The sequence below is a fragment of the Leptolyngbya sp. CALU 1928 genome, assembly GCF_056784215.1.
This window is the reverse complement of sequence record NZ_JBXBCE010000001.1, coordinates 436,652-452,659: the sequence shown is the minus strand read 5'-3', so window position 1 is coordinate 452,659 and position 16,008 is coordinate 436,652. Positions and strand designations below refer to the sequence as shown.

General features: G+C 47.4%; 14 protein-coding genes. 6 read left to right on the top strand and 8 right to left on the bottom strand.

Annotated features, from left to right (window positions below):
• The first annotated feature begins 236 nt into the window (after positions 1-236).
• Positions 237-647, top strand: coding sequence for a hypothetical protein (locus AC1S5B_RS02065; protein ID WP_482034060.1), 411 nt, complete (start codon positions 237-239; stop codon positions 645-647).
• A gap of 25 nt (positions 648-672) precedes the next feature.
• Here the strand turns inward: AC1S5B_RS02065 and AC1S5B_RS02060 are convergent, their stop codons facing one another.
• The 3 genes from AC1S5B_RS02060 to rpaB all read right to left on the bottom strand — a co-directional run bounded on the left by AC1S5B_RS02060 (position 673) and on the right by rpaB (position 3,375).
• The gene (locus tag AC1S5B_RS02060; protein WP_482034059.1) at positions 673-1,353 is read right to left on the bottom strand and encodes a GAP family protein; all 681 of its coding nucleotides are present in this window, start codon (positions 1,351-1,353) and stop codon (positions 673-675) included.
• 84 nt (positions 1,354-1,437) lie between these two features.
• On the bottom strand, positions 1,438-2,601 hold the full coding sequence (locus AC1S5B_RS02055) for a cysteine desulfurase family protein (protein WP_482034058.1): 1,164 nt from the start codon (positions 2,599-2,601) through the stop codon (positions 1,438-1,440).
• Positions 2,602-2,637: 36 nt separating this feature from the next.
• On the bottom strand, positions 2,638-3,375 hold the full coding sequence (gene rpaB / locus AC1S5B_RS02050; protein WP_171574246.1) for a response regulator transcription factor RpaB: 738 nt from the start codon (positions 3,373-3,375) through the stop codon (positions 2,638-2,640).
• A gap of 187 nt (positions 3,376-3,562) precedes the next feature.
• Between rpaB and radA the strand changes: the two genes are divergently transcribed.
• The 4 genes from radA to AC1S5B_RS02030 all read left to right on the top strand — a co-directional run bounded on the left by radA (position 3,563) and on the right by AC1S5B_RS02030 (position 9,087).
• Entirely contained in the window at positions 3,563-5,077 is a 1,515-nt protein-coding gene (gene radA, locus AC1S5B_RS02045) for a DNA repair protein RadA (protein WP_482034057.1), read from the top strand.
• A gap of 82 nt (positions 5,078-5,159) precedes the next feature.
• On the top strand, positions 5,160-5,636 hold the full coding sequence (locus tag AC1S5B_RS02040; RefSeq protein ID WP_482034056.1) for a DUF2141 domain-containing protein: 477 nt from the start codon (positions 5,160-5,162) through the stop codon (positions 5,634-5,636).
• 513 nt (positions 5,637-6,149) lie between these two features.
• Positions 6,150-8,399, top strand: a complete 2,250-nt coding sequence (gene rne / locus AC1S5B_RS02035; RefSeq protein ID WP_482034055.1) for a ribonuclease E — start codon at positions 6,150-6,152, stop codon at positions 8,397-8,399.
• Between the two features lie 10 nt (positions 8,400-8,409).
• Positions 8,410-9,087, top strand: a complete 678-nt coding sequence (locus AC1S5B_RS02030) for a ribonuclease HII (RefSeq protein ID WP_482034054.1) — start codon at positions 8,410-8,412, stop codon at positions 9,085-9,087.
• Between the two features lie 8 nt (positions 9,088-9,095).
• On the opposite strand, the gene AC1S5B_RS02025 is transcribed toward AC1S5B_RS02030, so the two are convergent.
• A complete protein-coding gene (locus AC1S5B_RS02025) occupies positions 9,096-9,692 on the bottom strand; it encodes a DUF1997 domain-containing protein (protein ID WP_482034053.1) in 597 nt (198 codons plus the stop codon).
• 367 nt (positions 9,693-10,059) lie between these two features.
• Here AC1S5B_RS02025 and pheA point away from each other — a divergent pair, with 367 nt between their 5' ends.
• On the top strand, positions 10,060-10,920 hold the full coding sequence (pheA, locus tag AC1S5B_RS02020; RefSeq protein ID WP_482034052.1) for a prephenate dehydratase: 861 nt from the start codon (positions 10,060-10,062) through the stop codon (positions 10,918-10,920).
• On the opposite strand, the gene AC1S5B_RS02015 is transcribed toward pheA, so the two are convergent.
• The 4 genes from AC1S5B_RS02015 to tig all read right to left on the bottom strand — a co-directional run bounded on the left by AC1S5B_RS02015 (position 10,906) and on the right by tig (position 15,651).
• Positions 10,906-11,820, bottom strand: coding sequence for an alpha/beta fold hydrolase (locus AC1S5B_RS02015; RefSeq protein ID WP_482034051.1), 915 nt, complete (start codon positions 11,818-11,820; stop codon positions 10,906-10,908). The genes pheA and AC1S5B_RS02015 overlap by 15 nt on opposite strands.
• Positions 11,821-11,895: 75 nt before the next feature.
• Positions 11,896-13,239, bottom strand: coding sequence for an ATP-dependent protease ATP-binding subunit ClpX (gene clpX / locus AC1S5B_RS02010; RefSeq protein ID WP_482034050.1), 1,344 nt, complete (start codon positions 13,237-13,239; stop codon positions 11,896-11,898).
• Between the two features lie 14 nt (positions 13,240-13,253).
• Positions 13,254-13,943: an ATP-dependent Clp endopeptidase proteolytic subunit ClpP gene (clpP, locus tag AC1S5B_RS02005; protein ID WP_482034049.1), complete on the bottom strand. Its 690-nt coding sequence runs from the start codon at positions 13,941-13,943 to the stop codon at positions 13,254-13,256.
• Positions 13,944-14,064: 121 nt separating this feature from the next.
• On the bottom strand, positions 14,065-15,651 hold the full coding sequence (gene tig, locus AC1S5B_RS02000; protein WP_482034048.1) for a trigger factor: 1,587 nt from the start codon (positions 15,649-15,651) through the stop codon (positions 14,065-14,067).
• Positions 15,652-16,008 lie beyond the last annotated feature (357 nt).

The window sequence follows — 16,008 nt, the reverse complement described above, 5'->3', positions numbered from 1 at the left end:
TGCTGTGTTAAATAATATTAACGTATCTGAGAAGCCACTGAACGGAATTCTCAGAAAGCAAATCGGCAAAAACCGCAATTCATCCGTTTGTCTGGGGTTGAGCCTCCATCCTAGCGATTCAGCTTTACAAAGTGTAGATTCTCACGGTGAGCTAGCAAGAACTGATTGGTGAATGGGATAGCTAGAAAAAATGAGATCGCTCTCCTTTATTTCCTCTCACCTTGTATCTTTTACCCATGTCTTGCTGCGGCGAAGTTCTCATTGCAATCCTTAATAACCGGGCAGACCTGGAGATTGCCCGCGATCAGCACTGGTATCGCATTCCGGTTGACCAAGTGGCAAAGCTAAAACAGCGGAAATGCTGGCAACCAAAATGGCTGGCATTCTATCAAACGAAAGTGTTTGGCACTGAAGCTCATGCGGTTCGCTACTATGCTGAGGTGACTGCAATCCATGAAGTCTACCGCTGGGAATTATTTCCTGAAGAATCTCGAACTGCCAACAGTGAAAAACGTTACTGCAAGCTGGAGTTGGGGACGCTTGAAAAACTACCTCAGCAGATCGCCAGCAGTCGGTTGAAACGCATCCTATTTATTCCAACAACCTGGGAAAAGTTTACTCTGGCAAAAGAGATCGGCGAGTTGTGAGCCGTGCCGTTGCTGATAAACCTTCCTACGCAAGTAATCCGCTAATACCAGACTGCAAGAACAATAGACCGAAAACAAGCGAGACCGTGATGGTGATGGGTCGGTTATTTCTAGTCAACCAGGCTGAAAGGCTTGTAAGTACAGACTTTGATCGTTCGGGAATTAAAATACGCATCAAAATTGGCAATAGCAGCAAGGATTCAGCCAGCACGATAAAGAGTAAGTAGGCGATCGCGCTGGTGGGTTGCCCCAATTGTGCTGCTGCGATCGTCGCCAATGCACTGAGCGTAAAAACCCACAGCTTGGCTGCAATCAAGGGTAGTGCAAGTCCAATTCCCAAGGCTTTAAGCGGCGTTAAGCTGTCAATCGTGGTGATCCACTTGGGCGGTGGATCATCTGGATCATCCGCCTTGCGCCATTTTTTGTAGGCGGCGATCAGTAAGAGAATGCCCAGCACTAGAAGCAATGTTGAAATGACTGGACTCTTCCCACTACTGCCGTCAGCAAATGTTGTAGATCTGGATAAAATAAAACCAAACAGCAAGCCTTGTAGCAGACGTGTAATCGTCATTCCAGCCACATAGGCGATCGCCTTAAACAATCCCTGTTTGGGGCTTTTTAGTAGCAACAAACCGATGATGATTTGCAGCGGCACGACCGCACTGCCGATGATATACGGGAGGAGCGAAATGAGCAGAGTTCCCATAAAACACTTTCTAGCCAGGATAGGACTTGCAGGTTTACAAAGGTTTGAAACCTTATCATATTATCCTCAACGTATAATAAAGCGTTAAACGTGAGTCAGCGCAGGCTTAGACGATCGCTCCAATATTTGTTTCAGAACCAGTGCTGTCCAGTCGATATCCTCAATGGTGGTGTGGTGTCCGAGGGTAAGGCGGATGCCAGATTTGGCAACGCGATCGCGGTATCCCATTGCTTGCAAAATGGGGCTGGGGGTAACCTTGCCACTGCGACAGGCAGCTCCGGCGCTGATGCCAATCCCGGCTAAATTCATCTGGCGCACCAAGGCTTTGCCCGTGAGAATTTCACCATCGGCGTGATCGAGACAAAAACTGACGTGGTGCGGCAACCGATGGAGGCGATCGCCTGTGGGCATCAATCCGGGTACATCGGCAAGCTGGTCAAACAGGCGATCTCGCAGATGTAGCAAGCGGGGTGTTTCGATTTCCAGTTCTGCGGCAGCCAGTTCTGCGGCAATCCCAAAACCTGCGATCGTTGAAACGGCCTGAGTGCCTGAGCGTAATCGAGATTCCTGTCCGCCACCCAGCAATAACGGCAACAGTGCCACACCCGGACGCACATAGAGCGCTCCCGCTCCTTGCGATCCATACAGCTTGTGACTGGATAGGGACAGCAAATCTACGGGCAGGGTTTGTACGTCAATCGGCAACCGTCCAGCAACCTGCACGGCATCGGTGTGAAATAGCGCACCATGGCGATGGGTTATTTCTGCCAAGGTAGAAATAGGCTGTAGCGTTCCCACTTCGCTTTGACCGTAAATAATCGACACCAGCACCGTATTGGAACATAGCGCTGCTTGCAAATCCAGTGGGTTGACTCGTCCCTGGCGATTGACGGGTAGCCGAGTCACCTGCCAGCCTTGGTGTTCTAGTGACCGGACAGGCTCTGTGATCGCGGAATGTTCCACGCTAGAGATGATCAAATGCTGAGGCGCGTCATAGTGCTGAGCAACTCCCATAATTGCCAGGTTATCGGCTTCAGTGCCGCCAGAGGTAAACACAATGGACTCCGGGGGCGCATTGATTAACCGGGCAACCTGCACACGCGCACGCTCCAGCGCGATCGCCGAGCGCTGACCCCACGCATGGAGGCTAGAGGGGTTTCCCCATTCTTCTGCCAAAACCCGCTGAATAGCAGCGATCGCCTCTGGTCGAGTGGGGGTAGTTGCACTGTAGTCCAAGTAGATTTGCATGGGAGAAATCAAGAACGATCGCGAACTCTTACTAGCTTACGCCTTCTCCAGTTCACCCGGTTCAAGAATTCGCTGGAACAAATAGCCCGTGCCCCGTGCGGTCAAAATCAGTTCTGGATTGCTGGGGTCATCTTCCAACTTGGCGCGCAGGCGAGAGATGTGAACGTCTACCACGCGGGTATCCACATGGCGCTCCGGCGTATAGCCCCAGACTTCTTGCAAAATTTCAGAGCGAGAAAATGCCTCCCCCGAACGGCTGACTAGCAATTCTAATAAGCTGAATTCCATTCCGGTTAAGCGAATGCGTTCATCCCCTTTGTATACCTGACGCTTGTTGGTATCAATCCGAATGCTGTTGATATGAATCACGCCGGAGCTAGGAATGCCAGAGCTACCCGTTTTTTCAACGCGACGCAAAACTGAGCGAATCCGAGCTTCTAATTCTTTCGGAGAAAAAGGTTTGACCACGTAATCATCTGCGCCGAGTTCCAAACCCGTGATGCGATCGGCAACATCGCCCAGCGCGGTCAACATAATGATCGGAACATCCGATTCTTTGCGTAACTCCTGACACACTCCGTATCCATCGAGCTTGGGCATCATTACATCTAGCACAACCAAATCAGGAGCGGCATTGCGAAAGGTGTCTAGCGCTTCTTCTCCATCCGCCGCCGTTACCACATCGTATCCAATCATTGAAAGGCGCGTTTCAAGAATACGGCGAATGCTGGCTTCATCATCCACAACCAATATTTTTTCTTTATGGTTTTCCAACGTCCTTCCGCTCCTTAAGTTGAGTTTCTAATCATTAATTTTCGTACCCTATCATTAAGATAGTACTTCATAGATAAACATTGAAATCCTCAAAGATTCCTACCTGGTTACATTTCAGTGTTTTTTAACAATTTATGACGAATAGGTCTCTTTCATAAACAAAGCTATTTTATAACTGATAAAAATAATGGCCAAATCGCGATCGCTGTATGTTTGCAATGAGTGCGGGGCTGAGTTTTCCCAATATTTTGGCAAATGTTTAGCTTGTGAAAGCTGGAACTCTTTACAAGAACAAGTGGTTTCGGCAGCGAATTCATCCACCCGGCAAAGCGTCAGCAGCACTGCAAGCCGGAAACGCACCACTGCTCAAACCGTCGCTCAACCTAAAGCGTCCCTGACGCTGGCTCAAATCTCCGATCATCCCCAAGCCCGTCTTGGCTCCGGCTACATTGAACTCGATCGCGTTCTGGGTGGCGGCATCGTTCCGGGTTCGCTGGTGCTGATTGGCGGCGACCCCGGCATTGGTAAATCGACTTTGCTGCTCCAAACTGCGAATCAATTGGCACAACACTATCGCGTGCTATACGTGTGCGCCGAAGAATCAGGGCAACAGGTGAAACTGCGAGCAATGCGGTTGGGGGAAGGGAACAGGGAACAGGAGTCGGGGAGCAGAAAGCAGGGGTTAGAAACTCAATCTATCTCTGAAACCCGGAACCCGAAACCTGAAACCTCCTCTTCTGACTCGTCCCTTTATCTTTTGCCTGAAACCGACTTAGACACGATTTTGGAAGAACTGGAGTCGCTTCAGCCTCAAGTTGCGGTGATTGATAGTATTCAGGCGTTACATTTCAATGCCTTGACTTCGGCTTCGGGGTCGGTGGCGCAGGTGCGAGAATGTACCTCCATGCTGATGCAGTTTGCCAAACGCCAGAATATTTCGCTGTTTATTGTGGGTCATGTGACGAAGGAAGGAGCGATCGCGGGTCCTAAAGTATTGGAACACTTAGTCGATACAGTGCTGTATTTTGAAGGCGATCGCTTTGCCAGCCATCGATTGCTGCGATCGGTGAAAAATCGGTTTGGTCCGACTCACGAAATTGGCGTATTTGAAATGGTGGATCAGGGTTTGCAGGAAGTGCTGAATCCCTCAGAATTATTTTTGGGCAACCGTGAAGAAGTTTCGCCGGGAAGTGCCACAATTGTCGCCTGTGAGGGCACCCGTCCGATTGTGGTGGAACTGCAAGCCTTGGTTAGCCCCACTAGCTATAGTTCGCCTCGCCGTTCTACTACGGGCATTGAATACAATCGACTGCTGCAAATTTTGGCAGTGCTAGAGAAACGAGTCGGCATTCCATTATCGAAACTGGATGCCTATGTTGCTTCATCAGGGGGGTTGAACGTGAGTGAACCTGCTGCAGATTTGGGTGTGGCAGTGGCAGTCGTCGCCAGCTTTCGCGATCGCCTGGTCGATCCACGCTTGGTGTTGATTGGCGAAGTGGGTTTAGGGGGACAGGTGCGCCCCGTCTCGCAAATGGAACTGCGGCTAAAGGAAGCGGCTAAGCTAGGTTTCAAGCAGGCGATTATTCCGAAAGGTCAATCTTTTTCCCTACCCGGCTTTGAGGTGATAGAGGTAGCGCGGGTAGTGGATGCGATCGCAACGGCTTTAGGCGGACGACCTGAGATTAAGGAAGATTTCGATTAATCTAGAGTCGGCAACTATTCATCGCCCGGTTGCGTCTTGCTGTCAGTGATTTTGTCTGCGCCCACTTTTTTGGAGAATTGTCATGCTGAGGAGTTTACAGGGTGGGTTGGGTGCGATCGCGGCCTTGAGCAGTCTCGTACTGGCAAGTACCATTCACGACCAATCGACTGCCCAGTCTAAATTTAAGGGCAACCTAACTGTTGAAATTAGTGGACTGCAAAACCAAAAAGGTCTCCTCTGCATTCGGCTCTTTCCTGAAAATAAAGGCTTTCCCGAAGGAGATGGAAAATCCACAAAACGAGAGTGTGTCAAAATTACTGAGGAGCCAATACGGTTTTCCTTCAAAAATCTGGCGGCAGGCAGCTATGCGGTAGCAGCATTTCACGACGCAAATGGCGATCGCAAACTCAACCGCAACGCTGCTGGAATGCCCACCGAAGGCTATGGCTTTTCCAATAATCCAGTCGTGAAAACAGGACCTCCGAAATTTGGTCAGGCTGTCTTCTTAGTGGCAGGTCCCAACACTGGAGTCAAAATTCAAATGAAGTATGGCACTTGAGACGGTGCAAAGACACGGATTTTGCATCTGGCGTAGGTGGCACTTTCGCCTTAGCAGCACACTTCAAATTAAGATGCTTGAACTGCAAGCCAGATGGGAGCAAGATTGTTATGTATCCCCTGGTCTATTAAATTTAACATCTTGGTAGTCTCTACGCGCTATAATGCTTTTCAATAGAAGCTGTTGCGGACTGGGATTGCCTGGGGAACCGCTTCATACGCCAGTGTTAATACTGGGAGCAGCTTGCTTCACTAAGCTTTCTACTAATGAACAAGACCTTGATACCCTAATGAATATGGGCTTTCCAGTCTTAGATATAGTTGCTTGGCTCAGTTGTTCTATGTTGGGGCTAGCTGTTTTTAGGCTCTTCACCTAGCTTAGATGAGAGTTTTTTGCTGCATCTGCAAGTCCCATCGCTTCTATCGCTTTCAAAAATTGTTTTTAACCCGATGAGTGGTTTATTAAGCAGGACGCTTGCCACTCAATGAGATCGCTGAATCTTGAGGAAACTGAATGCCGAAACAAATTATCATCGCGGAACAGCACCGCATCGCTGCTGTTTTTTCAGAAGATCAAATTCAAGAGCTAATTGTTGCCACTGGAACTCACCAAGTTAGTGATGTTTATCTAGGGGTTGTTGAAAATGTGTTGCCAGGGATTGATGCCGCATTTGTCAACATTGGAGACTCTGACCGCAATGGCTTTATTCATGTTACTGATTTAGGACCTTTAAAGCTGCAACGAGCCGCCGGATCAATTACTGAATTGCTACGCCCTCAGCAAAAAGTGCTAGTGCAGGTGATGAAAGAGCCGACTGGCAACAAAGGACCTCGATTAACTGGAAATATTTCTTTTCCAGGTCGGTATCTGGTTTTGATGCCCCATGGAAAAGGCGTTAACCTTTCGCGTCGGATTCGCGTTGAAAACGAACGCAACCGCTTGAGAGCATTAGCTATTTTGATTAAGCCTGCTGGGATGGGTTTAGTCGTGCGAACTGAAGCGGAGGGAGTGCCGGAAGAAGCCATCATCGAAGATTTGGAAGCGTTGCAAGAGCAGTGGGAAACCATTTGCCGGGAAGCGGCTTCGACGCGTGCCCCAGCGCTGCTCAATCGAGATGATGACTTTATTCAGCGAGTGTTGCGAGATGTATACAGTGGTGATGTAAATCGAATTGTGGCAGATTCACACACCGGGTTGAGACGAATAAAGCAGCATTTAACAACGTGGGGCGGTGGTAAGTTACCTCAAGGCGTTTTAATTGATCATCACCGCGATCGCGTCTCAGTATTAGAGTATTTCCGCATCAATGCCGCCATCCGAGAAGCGCTCAAACCCAGAGTTGATTTGCCTTCTGGTGGCTACATTATCATCGAACGCACCGAAGCTTTAACGGTTGTTGACGTAAACTCTGGCTCCTTCACTCGGTCTGCAACGGCACGAGAAACAGTATTGTGGACAAACTGTGAAGCGGCAACCGAAATTGCTCGTCAACTTCGGCTACGAAATATTGCTGGGGTGATTATTGTAGATTTCATTGATATGGAATCTCGCCGCGATCAGTTGCAAGTATTGGAGCACTTCAATAAAGCCCTGCGATCGGATAAAGCCCGTCCTCAAATTGCTCAACTGACAGAATTAGGATTGATTGAGCTAACCCGGAAGCGTCAAGGTAAAAACATCTATGAACTCTTTGGGCGAGCTTGCCCAACCTGTAGTGGTACGGGGCAAATCGTACATTTGCCAGGTGAACTCGATCATGCCGATGAAGAAGTTGCTGAAAGCTCTACGGTGACTCCCATTCGGGAATATCGTTCAGACCGTGGAGCGCCCCGTGGACGAGAGTTACCTAGCCGTGAGTTACCTGATATTTCTCTGCCTGCCGAATTTCCTTGGGAAGACCGGGAGGATGAAGAAACAGACGATTTGCAAGAGATGCTGAGCCATCCCAATTATCAAGAAGTAGGAGGGAATAATCGCCGCCGCCGCCGCCGCCGCACGGGTGAGGAAGCACCGCCTCCAACTGGTCGAGATCGCGGTCGAGGTGGCGCTTCGAGCGAAAGTCGAGTGCCCAGTAGGCTTCCGAATAATGGGTTAGAAGATCGAGGTGCGTTAGATGGAGATACTAAAGGAGAAGAGTCTGTTGAAAGCAAGCCTAGAGAGCGGGAAGTGCCTCGTGGACGGCGCGACTCCCGCGAGGCGACTGCTTTGCGGAGTCGAACTCGTTCAGATGGCGCTCGTCCTGACACTGGATTAGAGCAAGGAGAGATAGCAGAAGAAAAAGAGGCAGCCGTCTCAACTGAAGTAGAAGAAAAGCGGGGGCGATCGCGGCGTGAAAGTAAGCCGATGGAACCACAAGAGATGGTGATGGTTGAAATGACCCCCGAAGAACAAGAGGTTTATGCTTGGATGGGGGTTTCTCCCTTGGTGTTGTCTCAACAGACTGTAAAAAATCCTAAATCAGCGGTTATTTCGGTTGTTTTACCCGGACAAGTGCCCCCACTTCCACTAACAGTCGATGCCTTAGAAGCATCGGCGAGTCCGGTAGAGCCAAGGATAGTGGAAAAATCCACCTATCTTCAACCTATCGAAGAGAAAGAGGAAACAGCGATCGCGGCTCCCATTAAAATTGCGCCTAGGCTAGCAAAAGCGATCATTGAGCCTGTGGAACCCGAACTCAAACTCGAACCTGAACCTGAACCTGAACCCGATAATGGAATTGTTCGTCGCCGTCGCCGTCGGTCTTCCGCCAGCACGACTGATTAAACAATTATTCATGGTGCGCAGGAAACCCCTTACTGCTGAGCAGCTTGAATTTCCGGGACTAACCCACTCTTGGGATTCCAGCTTAATCATCGCTGGAGTCGATGAGGTTGGGCGTGGGGCGTTGTTTGGTCCAGTGGTTGCCGCCGCCGTGATCTTGCCCGATAGCGCTTTGGATGATTTAGCGATCGCTGGAGTCACTGATAGCAAATTGCTGTCTGCATCACAACGTCAACAGTTTGCTATTCAAATTCGCTCTCTTGCGATTGCCTATCAGATTGGATATGCTTCGGTGCGGGAAATTGATCGGCTCAATATCTTGCAAGCATCCCTCTTAGCAATGAAGCGGGCGATCATGAAACTACCCGTTCAGCCAACTTTTTGCTTAATTGATGGAAATCAACCCATCCCTGACCTATCGATCCTACAAGAAACACTAGTGAAAGGCGATCAAAAATCTACCGTTATTGCGGCGGCTAGTATCCTTGCGAAAGTATGGCGAGATGAACTACTGACTCGGATGGCACTGCGCTACCCGCAATATGGACTCGCAACCAATAAGGGCTATGGCACTTCTGCCCATCGACAAGCTATTCTCAACTACGGCATCACGCTTTACCACCGTAGATCTTTTAGTCCTTGTCGTCTAGCGCTTTTAGAAGATAGCTCTAATTCTTTAAGTCAGGATTGAAAGCTAACCTAAAAACTACTAGCGGGTAAGGTTATAGGCTGATTCAAAGCTCCATCCTCAATTTTTCTATCTTCAATTTGCGCGATCGCCCAAGTTCGATAGTCTGATAGCAACTGATACAGTAGTCGCTGTTTAATAGTCAGTAAAACACTCTTCAAAAGTCCATTTCCAGTCGTTTCCAAAATAGACTTAGGAGTTAACCAAAGGGGCGGCGGCAACTCTACCAATACTTCTAAATCAGCTTTTCCCTTTAGCCGAGTCGTTTGTTGATCATTAATAACCTGCAAGTGTCCTGTCAGATTTAATGAAAACCGCTGGTTAATATATTCAACCCCTCGAATTTCACACCGCACTGATTGCAACCGAACTACGCCATCTGATGCTGCCCAAACTCGCATATCCACCGTAGGCTGCAAGCTTAACAGCATAAATTTAAGGGGGCGCATTTTCAGCCGAAACAGGTCATTGCCCAAAACTTCAATCTGGCTAGAGCCTGCCAAAGCATTAATGAGCCGTTGAGGTTGACGCAAATAGTGCTGAATAGGCACAGGCTGTTCAACAACAGGAATATCTACCGATTGAGCAGCTAAAAACTGAATATCCATTGGAGGCGCAACTGAAAAAACGGGATGAAGTGTAACGAATTACTAATTATTGTAACAAGTTGAGAAGTGGATACGGTTAGTCTTTTGAGAGAAGACCCTTATAACTCAAGTATATTCCTCCTTGCCACTTGGAGTAGAAGTCTCTTTAAAGTAGCTTTGCTGTGGCACCCGTGCTAGAAAGCTTTTCGAGCTACAGCTTAAAAATAGAAATTATTCAGTTTGGAAATCCTTTTGATTTGTAATGTTTGAGTCTTGTTTAGGTGAAGGGCTGTAACAATCCTGAGAATCTGTAACCTTGTCAGAGGGTAAAATTTATGGTGAAAGGTATAACTGCTGGTAATTTAGGTACAAGAGAGATTAGAACAGGATGACAGTATCGATCGCGCACTTGGGACCTTCTGGCACTTATGCTGAAGCCGCTGCTTTAATCTATTCCACCTGGTTGACCCAAAATTTTCATCAAGAATCTTTGCTATGCGCGTATCCGAGTATTGCTCAAACGCTTCATGCTGTCGCGCTGAAACAAGCAGACTTAGCCGTAGTACCGATTGAAAACTCGATTGAGGGCAGCGTCACCACGACTCTCGATACTCTTTGGACATTAGATGTGCTGCAAATTCAGCGGGCGTTAGTCCTGCCAATTTCTCATGCCTTGCTGTCCCATGCCAATGAAATTGAGTCGATTCAAACAATTTTTTCCCATCCCCAAGCGCTTGCCCAATGTCAGGCTTGGTTAGAGCGCTATCGCCCTGACGCTCAGTTGATTCCTACCAACTCCACAACGGAAGCTCTGCAACAACTTGGAAACAATAGGAGTGCTGGAGCAATTTCTTCTCAAAGAGCCGCATTGTTATACAAAGTGCCAATTTTGGCGCATCCAATCAATGACCACCCTGATAATTGCACTCGCTTTTGGGTGCTAGGCTTGCAACCTTCTTTAGGCGGAAATCATACCTCGCTTGCTTTCAGTCTGCATGATATGCCAGGAGCGCTAGTAAAGCCGCTGGATATTTTTGCCCAAAAGGGCATTAACCTTAGCCGGATTGAATCGCGCCCAACTAAGCGATCGCTGGGTGATTATTTATTTTTTATTGATCTAGAAGCGGATACTCGCCAAGATACGGTTCAATCGGCATTAGCAGAGTTAAGACATCACACAGATACCCTAAAAGTGTTAGGTAGCTATGATATTTTGCCTAAGAGCGTAGTAGATTTAGCTAATTTGTGAAGTTGAGGGTTGAGCAGCGGTGCAGTCAAGCTTAAGAAAATTGGATAAGTGTTTCAGGTAAGTAGGCGCATCTTCCAGCATTGGGAAATGAGCAGTATCCGGCATAACAATGTACTGAATGTGTTCAGGATTAAGGGCGGCGGCTCTTTGCCCCAGTTCAGCCGGAATAATAATATCGCGATCGCCGGCAACAAGAAGAGTTGGAACCTTTAACCGGGCGAACTCTCCAGGCATCTCTTCCGCTGCTTTTTTGCTAACACAAGTAAAAATTGTGCCTACTGCTGCTTCGTAATCTGCCATTAAAAAGTCATTTAAAAAGTCTCGGCTGATGGTTCCCGACAGGGGACGGTGCAAAAAGCGTTGCATAAACAGCCGATCCATAAATGGCAGTTGATAGAGCCAGCGGGGACGAAACTTTACAACATAACCGCCAAACGTATAAAACGCTTCAAACGATTTTTTGTCATATTCAAAAATGCCGCTGCAAGTTAGGATTGCTTGTTGAACCCGCTCTGGATATAAGTTTATAAAGAAAACTGCGATCGAGGCACCCATGGAGTGAGCGTTAAGGTATACCTTCTCTAATCCCAGAGTGTTTAGTAACTCAACCAGATCATGGGCATAGGTTTCTAGCTCGTAGCTAGGAGATAGGGAGCTAAGATTACCCGCGATCGCTAAATCTGAAGAGTTAGAAAAAGTCGATCGCCCAAAGCCCCGTAAATCACAGAGGAGACAGTCGAAAGTATGGGAAATTGCTTGGGCAGTGCTTTCCCAGTATCGAGCAGAACCACCCCACCCATGAATAAACAGCATGACTGGTTTCCCAGAAGGCTCAGCGCCTCCGGAGGCGGTAATCCACTCATAATAGTGGCTAATCCCGTTAACCAAACTGTAGGGCATAATTAAAGACACATAAAAATAATCTAAAGGCGCAAAATTGCACCTTTATCATAGTTAAGCAGTAAACTGAACTTACTAAGCAGATTCTGGCTTTGGCAAAGATGACGGATGGAGTAGTAACTCAGCAGTAGAGCGTTTTTCTACCATATCGCGAGTAATAGTACAACAGGTAACATCCTTTCGAGAAGGCAACTCGTACATTACATCTAGCATTAACTCTTCAACAATGCTCCGAAGTGCCCGTGCCCCTGTTTTGCGGCGATATCCTTCTTGAGCGATCGCCCGAATCGCATCCTGCTTAAACTCAAGAATGACATTGTCCATCTTCAGTAGCTTTTGGTATTGCTTCACTAAAGCGTTGCGTGGCTCAGTTAGAATAGCGGTTAATGTATCTTCATCTAGGGGATCGACCACTGCCATTACTGGAATGCGCCCGATGAACTCTGGAATCATCCCAAACTTCACAAGATCATCCGGTTCAAGATGCTTCAACATATCCGCCGTGCGCTTGTCTTTCGATTGGGTGTCTCCAGGCTGAATAAAACCAATAGACTTTCTGCCAATGCGTTGTTCGATTGCCTTATCCAACCCAACAAAGGCACCACCGCAAATAAACAAAATATTGCTGGTGTCAATCTGGATGCAGTCCTGATACGGATGCTTGCGTCCACCCTGCGGCGGAACATTTGCCACCGTCCCTTCGAGCATCTTAAGCAAAGCTTGCTGAACGCCCTCTCCCGAAACATCCCGCGTAATCGAAGGATTTTCGCTTTTTCGGGCAATCTTATCGATCTCATCAATATAGATGATGCCACGCTGGGCTTCTTCCACATCCAAATCTGCTACTTGCAGCAAACGCAGTAAGATATTTTCCACATCTTCACCAACGTAACCTGCCTCAGTCAAGGTAGTCGCATCTGCCACAGCAAAAGGAACTTCCAAAATCTCGGCTAAAGTCTGAGCAAGCAGGGTCTTGCCGCACCCAGTAGGTCCAATGAGTAAAATATTGGACTTCTGTAATTCGATGGAATCTTCAGGCGAAACCTTTCCATTCCCTTTAGCCTGCAAAAAACTTAACCGCTTGTAGTGGTTATAGACTGCTACTGAAAGCACCTTCTTTGCGTCGTCTTGACCAATCACATGATCGTCCAAGTACCCTTTGATTTCTCGTGGTTTTGGAAGCTGACCCAAGGAAATGTTGGACGATCGCGACTTTCGCTTTTCAGGAGAGGCTTCGCGGCGTGGAACAGGTTGAGGAGCCGTTGCACTAGAGTCAAACAACTCTTCATCCAAAATCTCGTTGCACAAGTCTACACATTCGTCACAAATGTAAACCCCTGGTCCGGCAATCAGTTTGCGAACCTGTTCCTGAGATTTGCCACAAAAAGAACATTTCAAATGAGAGTCGTACTTAGACATATGTTCCTCTTAACCTATACCGCAGCAACCGCTTCTCCGGGTTTTGGAAGATTTTGTCGAACTATAACCTGATCAATCAGACCGTAGTTCTTTGCTTCCTCGGCAGACATGAAAAAATCTCTTTCGGTATCTGCTTCTAATTTTTCAAATGGCTGCTTTGTGTGATAAGACAGTAGCTCATTCAGCTTCCGCTTATGATAAAGAATTTCTTTAGCCTGAATCTCAATGTCTACTGCTTGCCCTTGGGCACCGCCAAGGGGTTGATGAATCATAATCCGAGAACTGGGAAGCGACATCCGTTTACCAAAGGCACCTGCTGTCAGTAAGAAAGCTCCCATGCTTGCAGCCAACCCGAAGCAAATTGTAGCAACATCACAGCGAACTTGCTGCATTGTGTCATAAATCGCCATGCCAGCCGTAACAGAACCGCCTGGAGAGTTGATGTAAAACTGAATGTCTTTTTCAGGATCTTCCGCTTCCAAAAAAAGCATTTGAGCCACGATAGAATCAGCGACCGTATCATCCACAGGAGTGCCCAAGAAGATTATCCGCTCTCTTAGAAGCCGCGAATAAATATCAAAGGCGCGCTCTCCTCGTCCTGATTGTTCGACCACCATTGGAACAACGTTATTGGGAGTTAGAGAGGAAACCTCCAAAGAATTAAAACTGGTTACTAAATAGTTAGCAGCGTTGGATGTAAGCATAGCCAGCGTTTTGCCTGAAGTTATTCAAATTTAGATTGGGCATTTGCGATCGCACGATTGCACAAGCCTTCTTCAACATTATGCCTCAACTCATTAAAGACTTGTGAAAGCCGAAGAAAGGTTAGTCTTCTGAGCCTGCTTTAGACTTCTTAGTGGTCTTACGTGCTTTTTCAACCACTTCAGGGACGACTGGCTCATCAACATCAGCGATCGCGTCTACTTCCACCTTGGAATCAGCTATAGATTGGGTTGTAGGTTCAGCTTCTTCCACAAAGTCTCTTGCAGCAATGGTTTCCGCTGAACTTTCTGGAGATATTTCAGTAGCTTCACCATCCTCCGCTAGTTCCTCCACGTCTTCTTCCTTAGTCAACGTGCCTTCTGGAACAAGCTCGAATGTAGAATGCTCAATCAGCCAATCCACAATTTTTTCTTTGAGTAAATCTTCTGAAACCACATCTTGTAGCCGCGCTTGGTCAATCGGCTGATCATATTTTTGATCTTCCAACTCTTTCAAAAGCTCAGCAACCTTGGTAGCTAGTTCATCCGGTTGAACTTGAATAGACTCTTGTTTTGCGACTTCGCCCATCGCTAGGGTACGCTTGATCCGCTGAGTTGCATCAGGTCGAGAGTTTTCGCGCAGGCGCTCAACCATATCTTGGGTGAAGAGTTGGCGAACATCAATCCCTTGATTTTGGAGTTGCATTGCAGTCTGGTTAATCATGAACGTCACTTCACGCTCAATCAATGTCTCTGGAATATCCACTTCGACATGATTCAGCAGTTCATCCAAGACCGCTTGTTCTTTATTAGATTTTGTCTTGTCTTCAGCTTCTTGATTAAACTTAGTTTCTAAAGATGCTTGTAGGTCTGCGAGAGTTTCAAACTCGCCATCACTGGCATCTTGAGCAAATTCATCGTCTAGCTCAGGAAATTCTTTTTCCTTTAGCTCCTTCAAGGTGATCGTAAAAATGGCTTCCCGCCCAGCCACATCGGGCTGAGGATAGGCTTCAGGGAAGGTTGCCGATACATCCTTCGTCTCACCAGAATTCATACCTACAATGCCATCGATAAATCCTGGGATAAACTGACCTTCTGCAAGTTCAAGCTGAAACCCTTGAGCCTCTCCACCCGGAACCGGTTCGGGTTCTTGCTCTGGATTGTCGCTGCGTAACACGCCCTTGAAATCTATTACAGTCACATCTGTCAGTTGAGCCGCACGCCCCTCAACCGGAACCAAGGTCGCCATTTGTTCACGATATTGTTGCAATGCAACCTCAACCTTTTTAGGATCGGGTTTTATTTCTTCTGCTTGAACCTGCAAACCTGAGTGCTGCTTCAACACAACACTCGGCTGCACATCAACCGACGCAGAAAAGGTTAGGGGTTGGGTTGGGTCAAATTGACTGACCAACTCTTCAAAAGACGATCGCAATTGGAAATTGCCTAACGCCTCAATGTTTTCTTGCTTAACCGCCTCTTTAATACTGTCTTCCACGATCTCTTCAACCGCAGCAGCTTTGAGCCGACTTGAGCCGATTTGTTGAATCAAGACTTGGCGGGGAACTTTGCCTTTGCGAAATCCAGGAACATTAGCTGACCGTGTGAACTCTTTCACTACTCGTTCGTAGGCTTTCTTAGATACTTCGGAGGGAATTTCGATTTGCAAACCGATCTGGCTGGCGGGAAGCTTTTCCTGGATGACTTTCATTGATTTCTAAAGAGATTGCGGTGATTTTAGCGTGAGAGTTAAACTGGAGAAATGAGAGCAGCTTTTCAAAAGGCATTCCTCAAAAAACTAGAGTCTAGTTTTACCTGAATTTTCTAAATTGCATAATAACGCTAGAAAAATGGCTAGTTTTAGCTTTTGCTTTCGCTCTATAAAGATTGCTCAACTAATAGCAAGTTAAATAGTTTGCAGTGCTGCAATTAGATATATTAACGGATTCTGATTGCCTATGGGTGATGCCTTATCGATGGAATCCAAATTCACACCCGCAAACTACCATGAAGCTAGAGTCTTAGGCTCATCCTTCCACTTTGACGAAGGGAGATAAACATACATAGT

Coding starts and splice junctions, on each gene's coding strand:
- AC1S5B_RS02065 (WP_482034060.1), top strand. CDS start 237: ATGTCTTGCTGCGGCGAAGTTCTCATTGCAATCCTTAATAACCGGGCA.
- AC1S5B_RS02060 (WP_482034059.1), bottom strand. CDS start 1,353: ATGGGAACTCTGCTCATTTCGCTCCTCCCGTATATCATCGGCAGTGCG.
- AC1S5B_RS02055 (WP_482034058.1), bottom strand. CDS start 2,601: ATGCAAATCTACTTGGACTACAGTGCAACTACCCCCACTCGACCAGAG.
- radA (WP_482034057.1), top strand. CDS start 3,563: ATGGCCAAATCGCGATCGCTGTATGTTTGCAATGAGTGCGGGGCTGAG.
- AC1S5B_RS02040 (WP_482034056.1), top strand. CDS start 5,160: ATGCTGAGGAGTTTACAGGGTGGGTTGGGTGCGATCGCGGCCTTGAGC.
- rne (WP_482034055.1), top strand. CDS start 6,150: ATGCCGAAACAAATTATCATCGCGGAACAGCACCGCATCGCTGCTGTT.
- AC1S5B_RS02030 (WP_482034054.1), top strand. CDS start 8,410: ATGGTGCGCAGGAAACCCCTTACTGCTGAGCAGCTTGAATTTCCGGGA.
- AC1S5B_RS02025 (WP_482034053.1), bottom strand. CDS start 9,692: ATGGATATTCAGTTTTTAGCTGCTCAATCGGTAGATATTCCTGTTGTT.
- pheA (WP_482034052.1), top strand. CDS start 10,060: ATGACAGTATCGATCGCGCACTTGGGACCTTCTGGCACTTATGCTGAA.
- AC1S5B_RS02015 (WP_482034051.1), bottom strand. CDS start 11,820: ATGCCCTACAGTTTGGTTAACGGGATTAGCCACTATTATGAGTGGATT.
- clpX (WP_482034050.1), bottom strand. CDS start 13,239: ATGTCTAAGTACGACTCTCATTTGAAATGTTCTTTTTGTGGCAAATCT.
- clpP (WP_482034049.1), bottom strand. CDS start 13,943: ATGCTTACATCCAACGCTGCTAACTATTTAGTAACCAGTTTTAATTCT.
- tig (WP_482034048.1), bottom strand. CDS start 15,651: ATGAAAGTCATCCAGGAAAAGCTTCCCGCCAGCCAGATCGGTTTGCAA.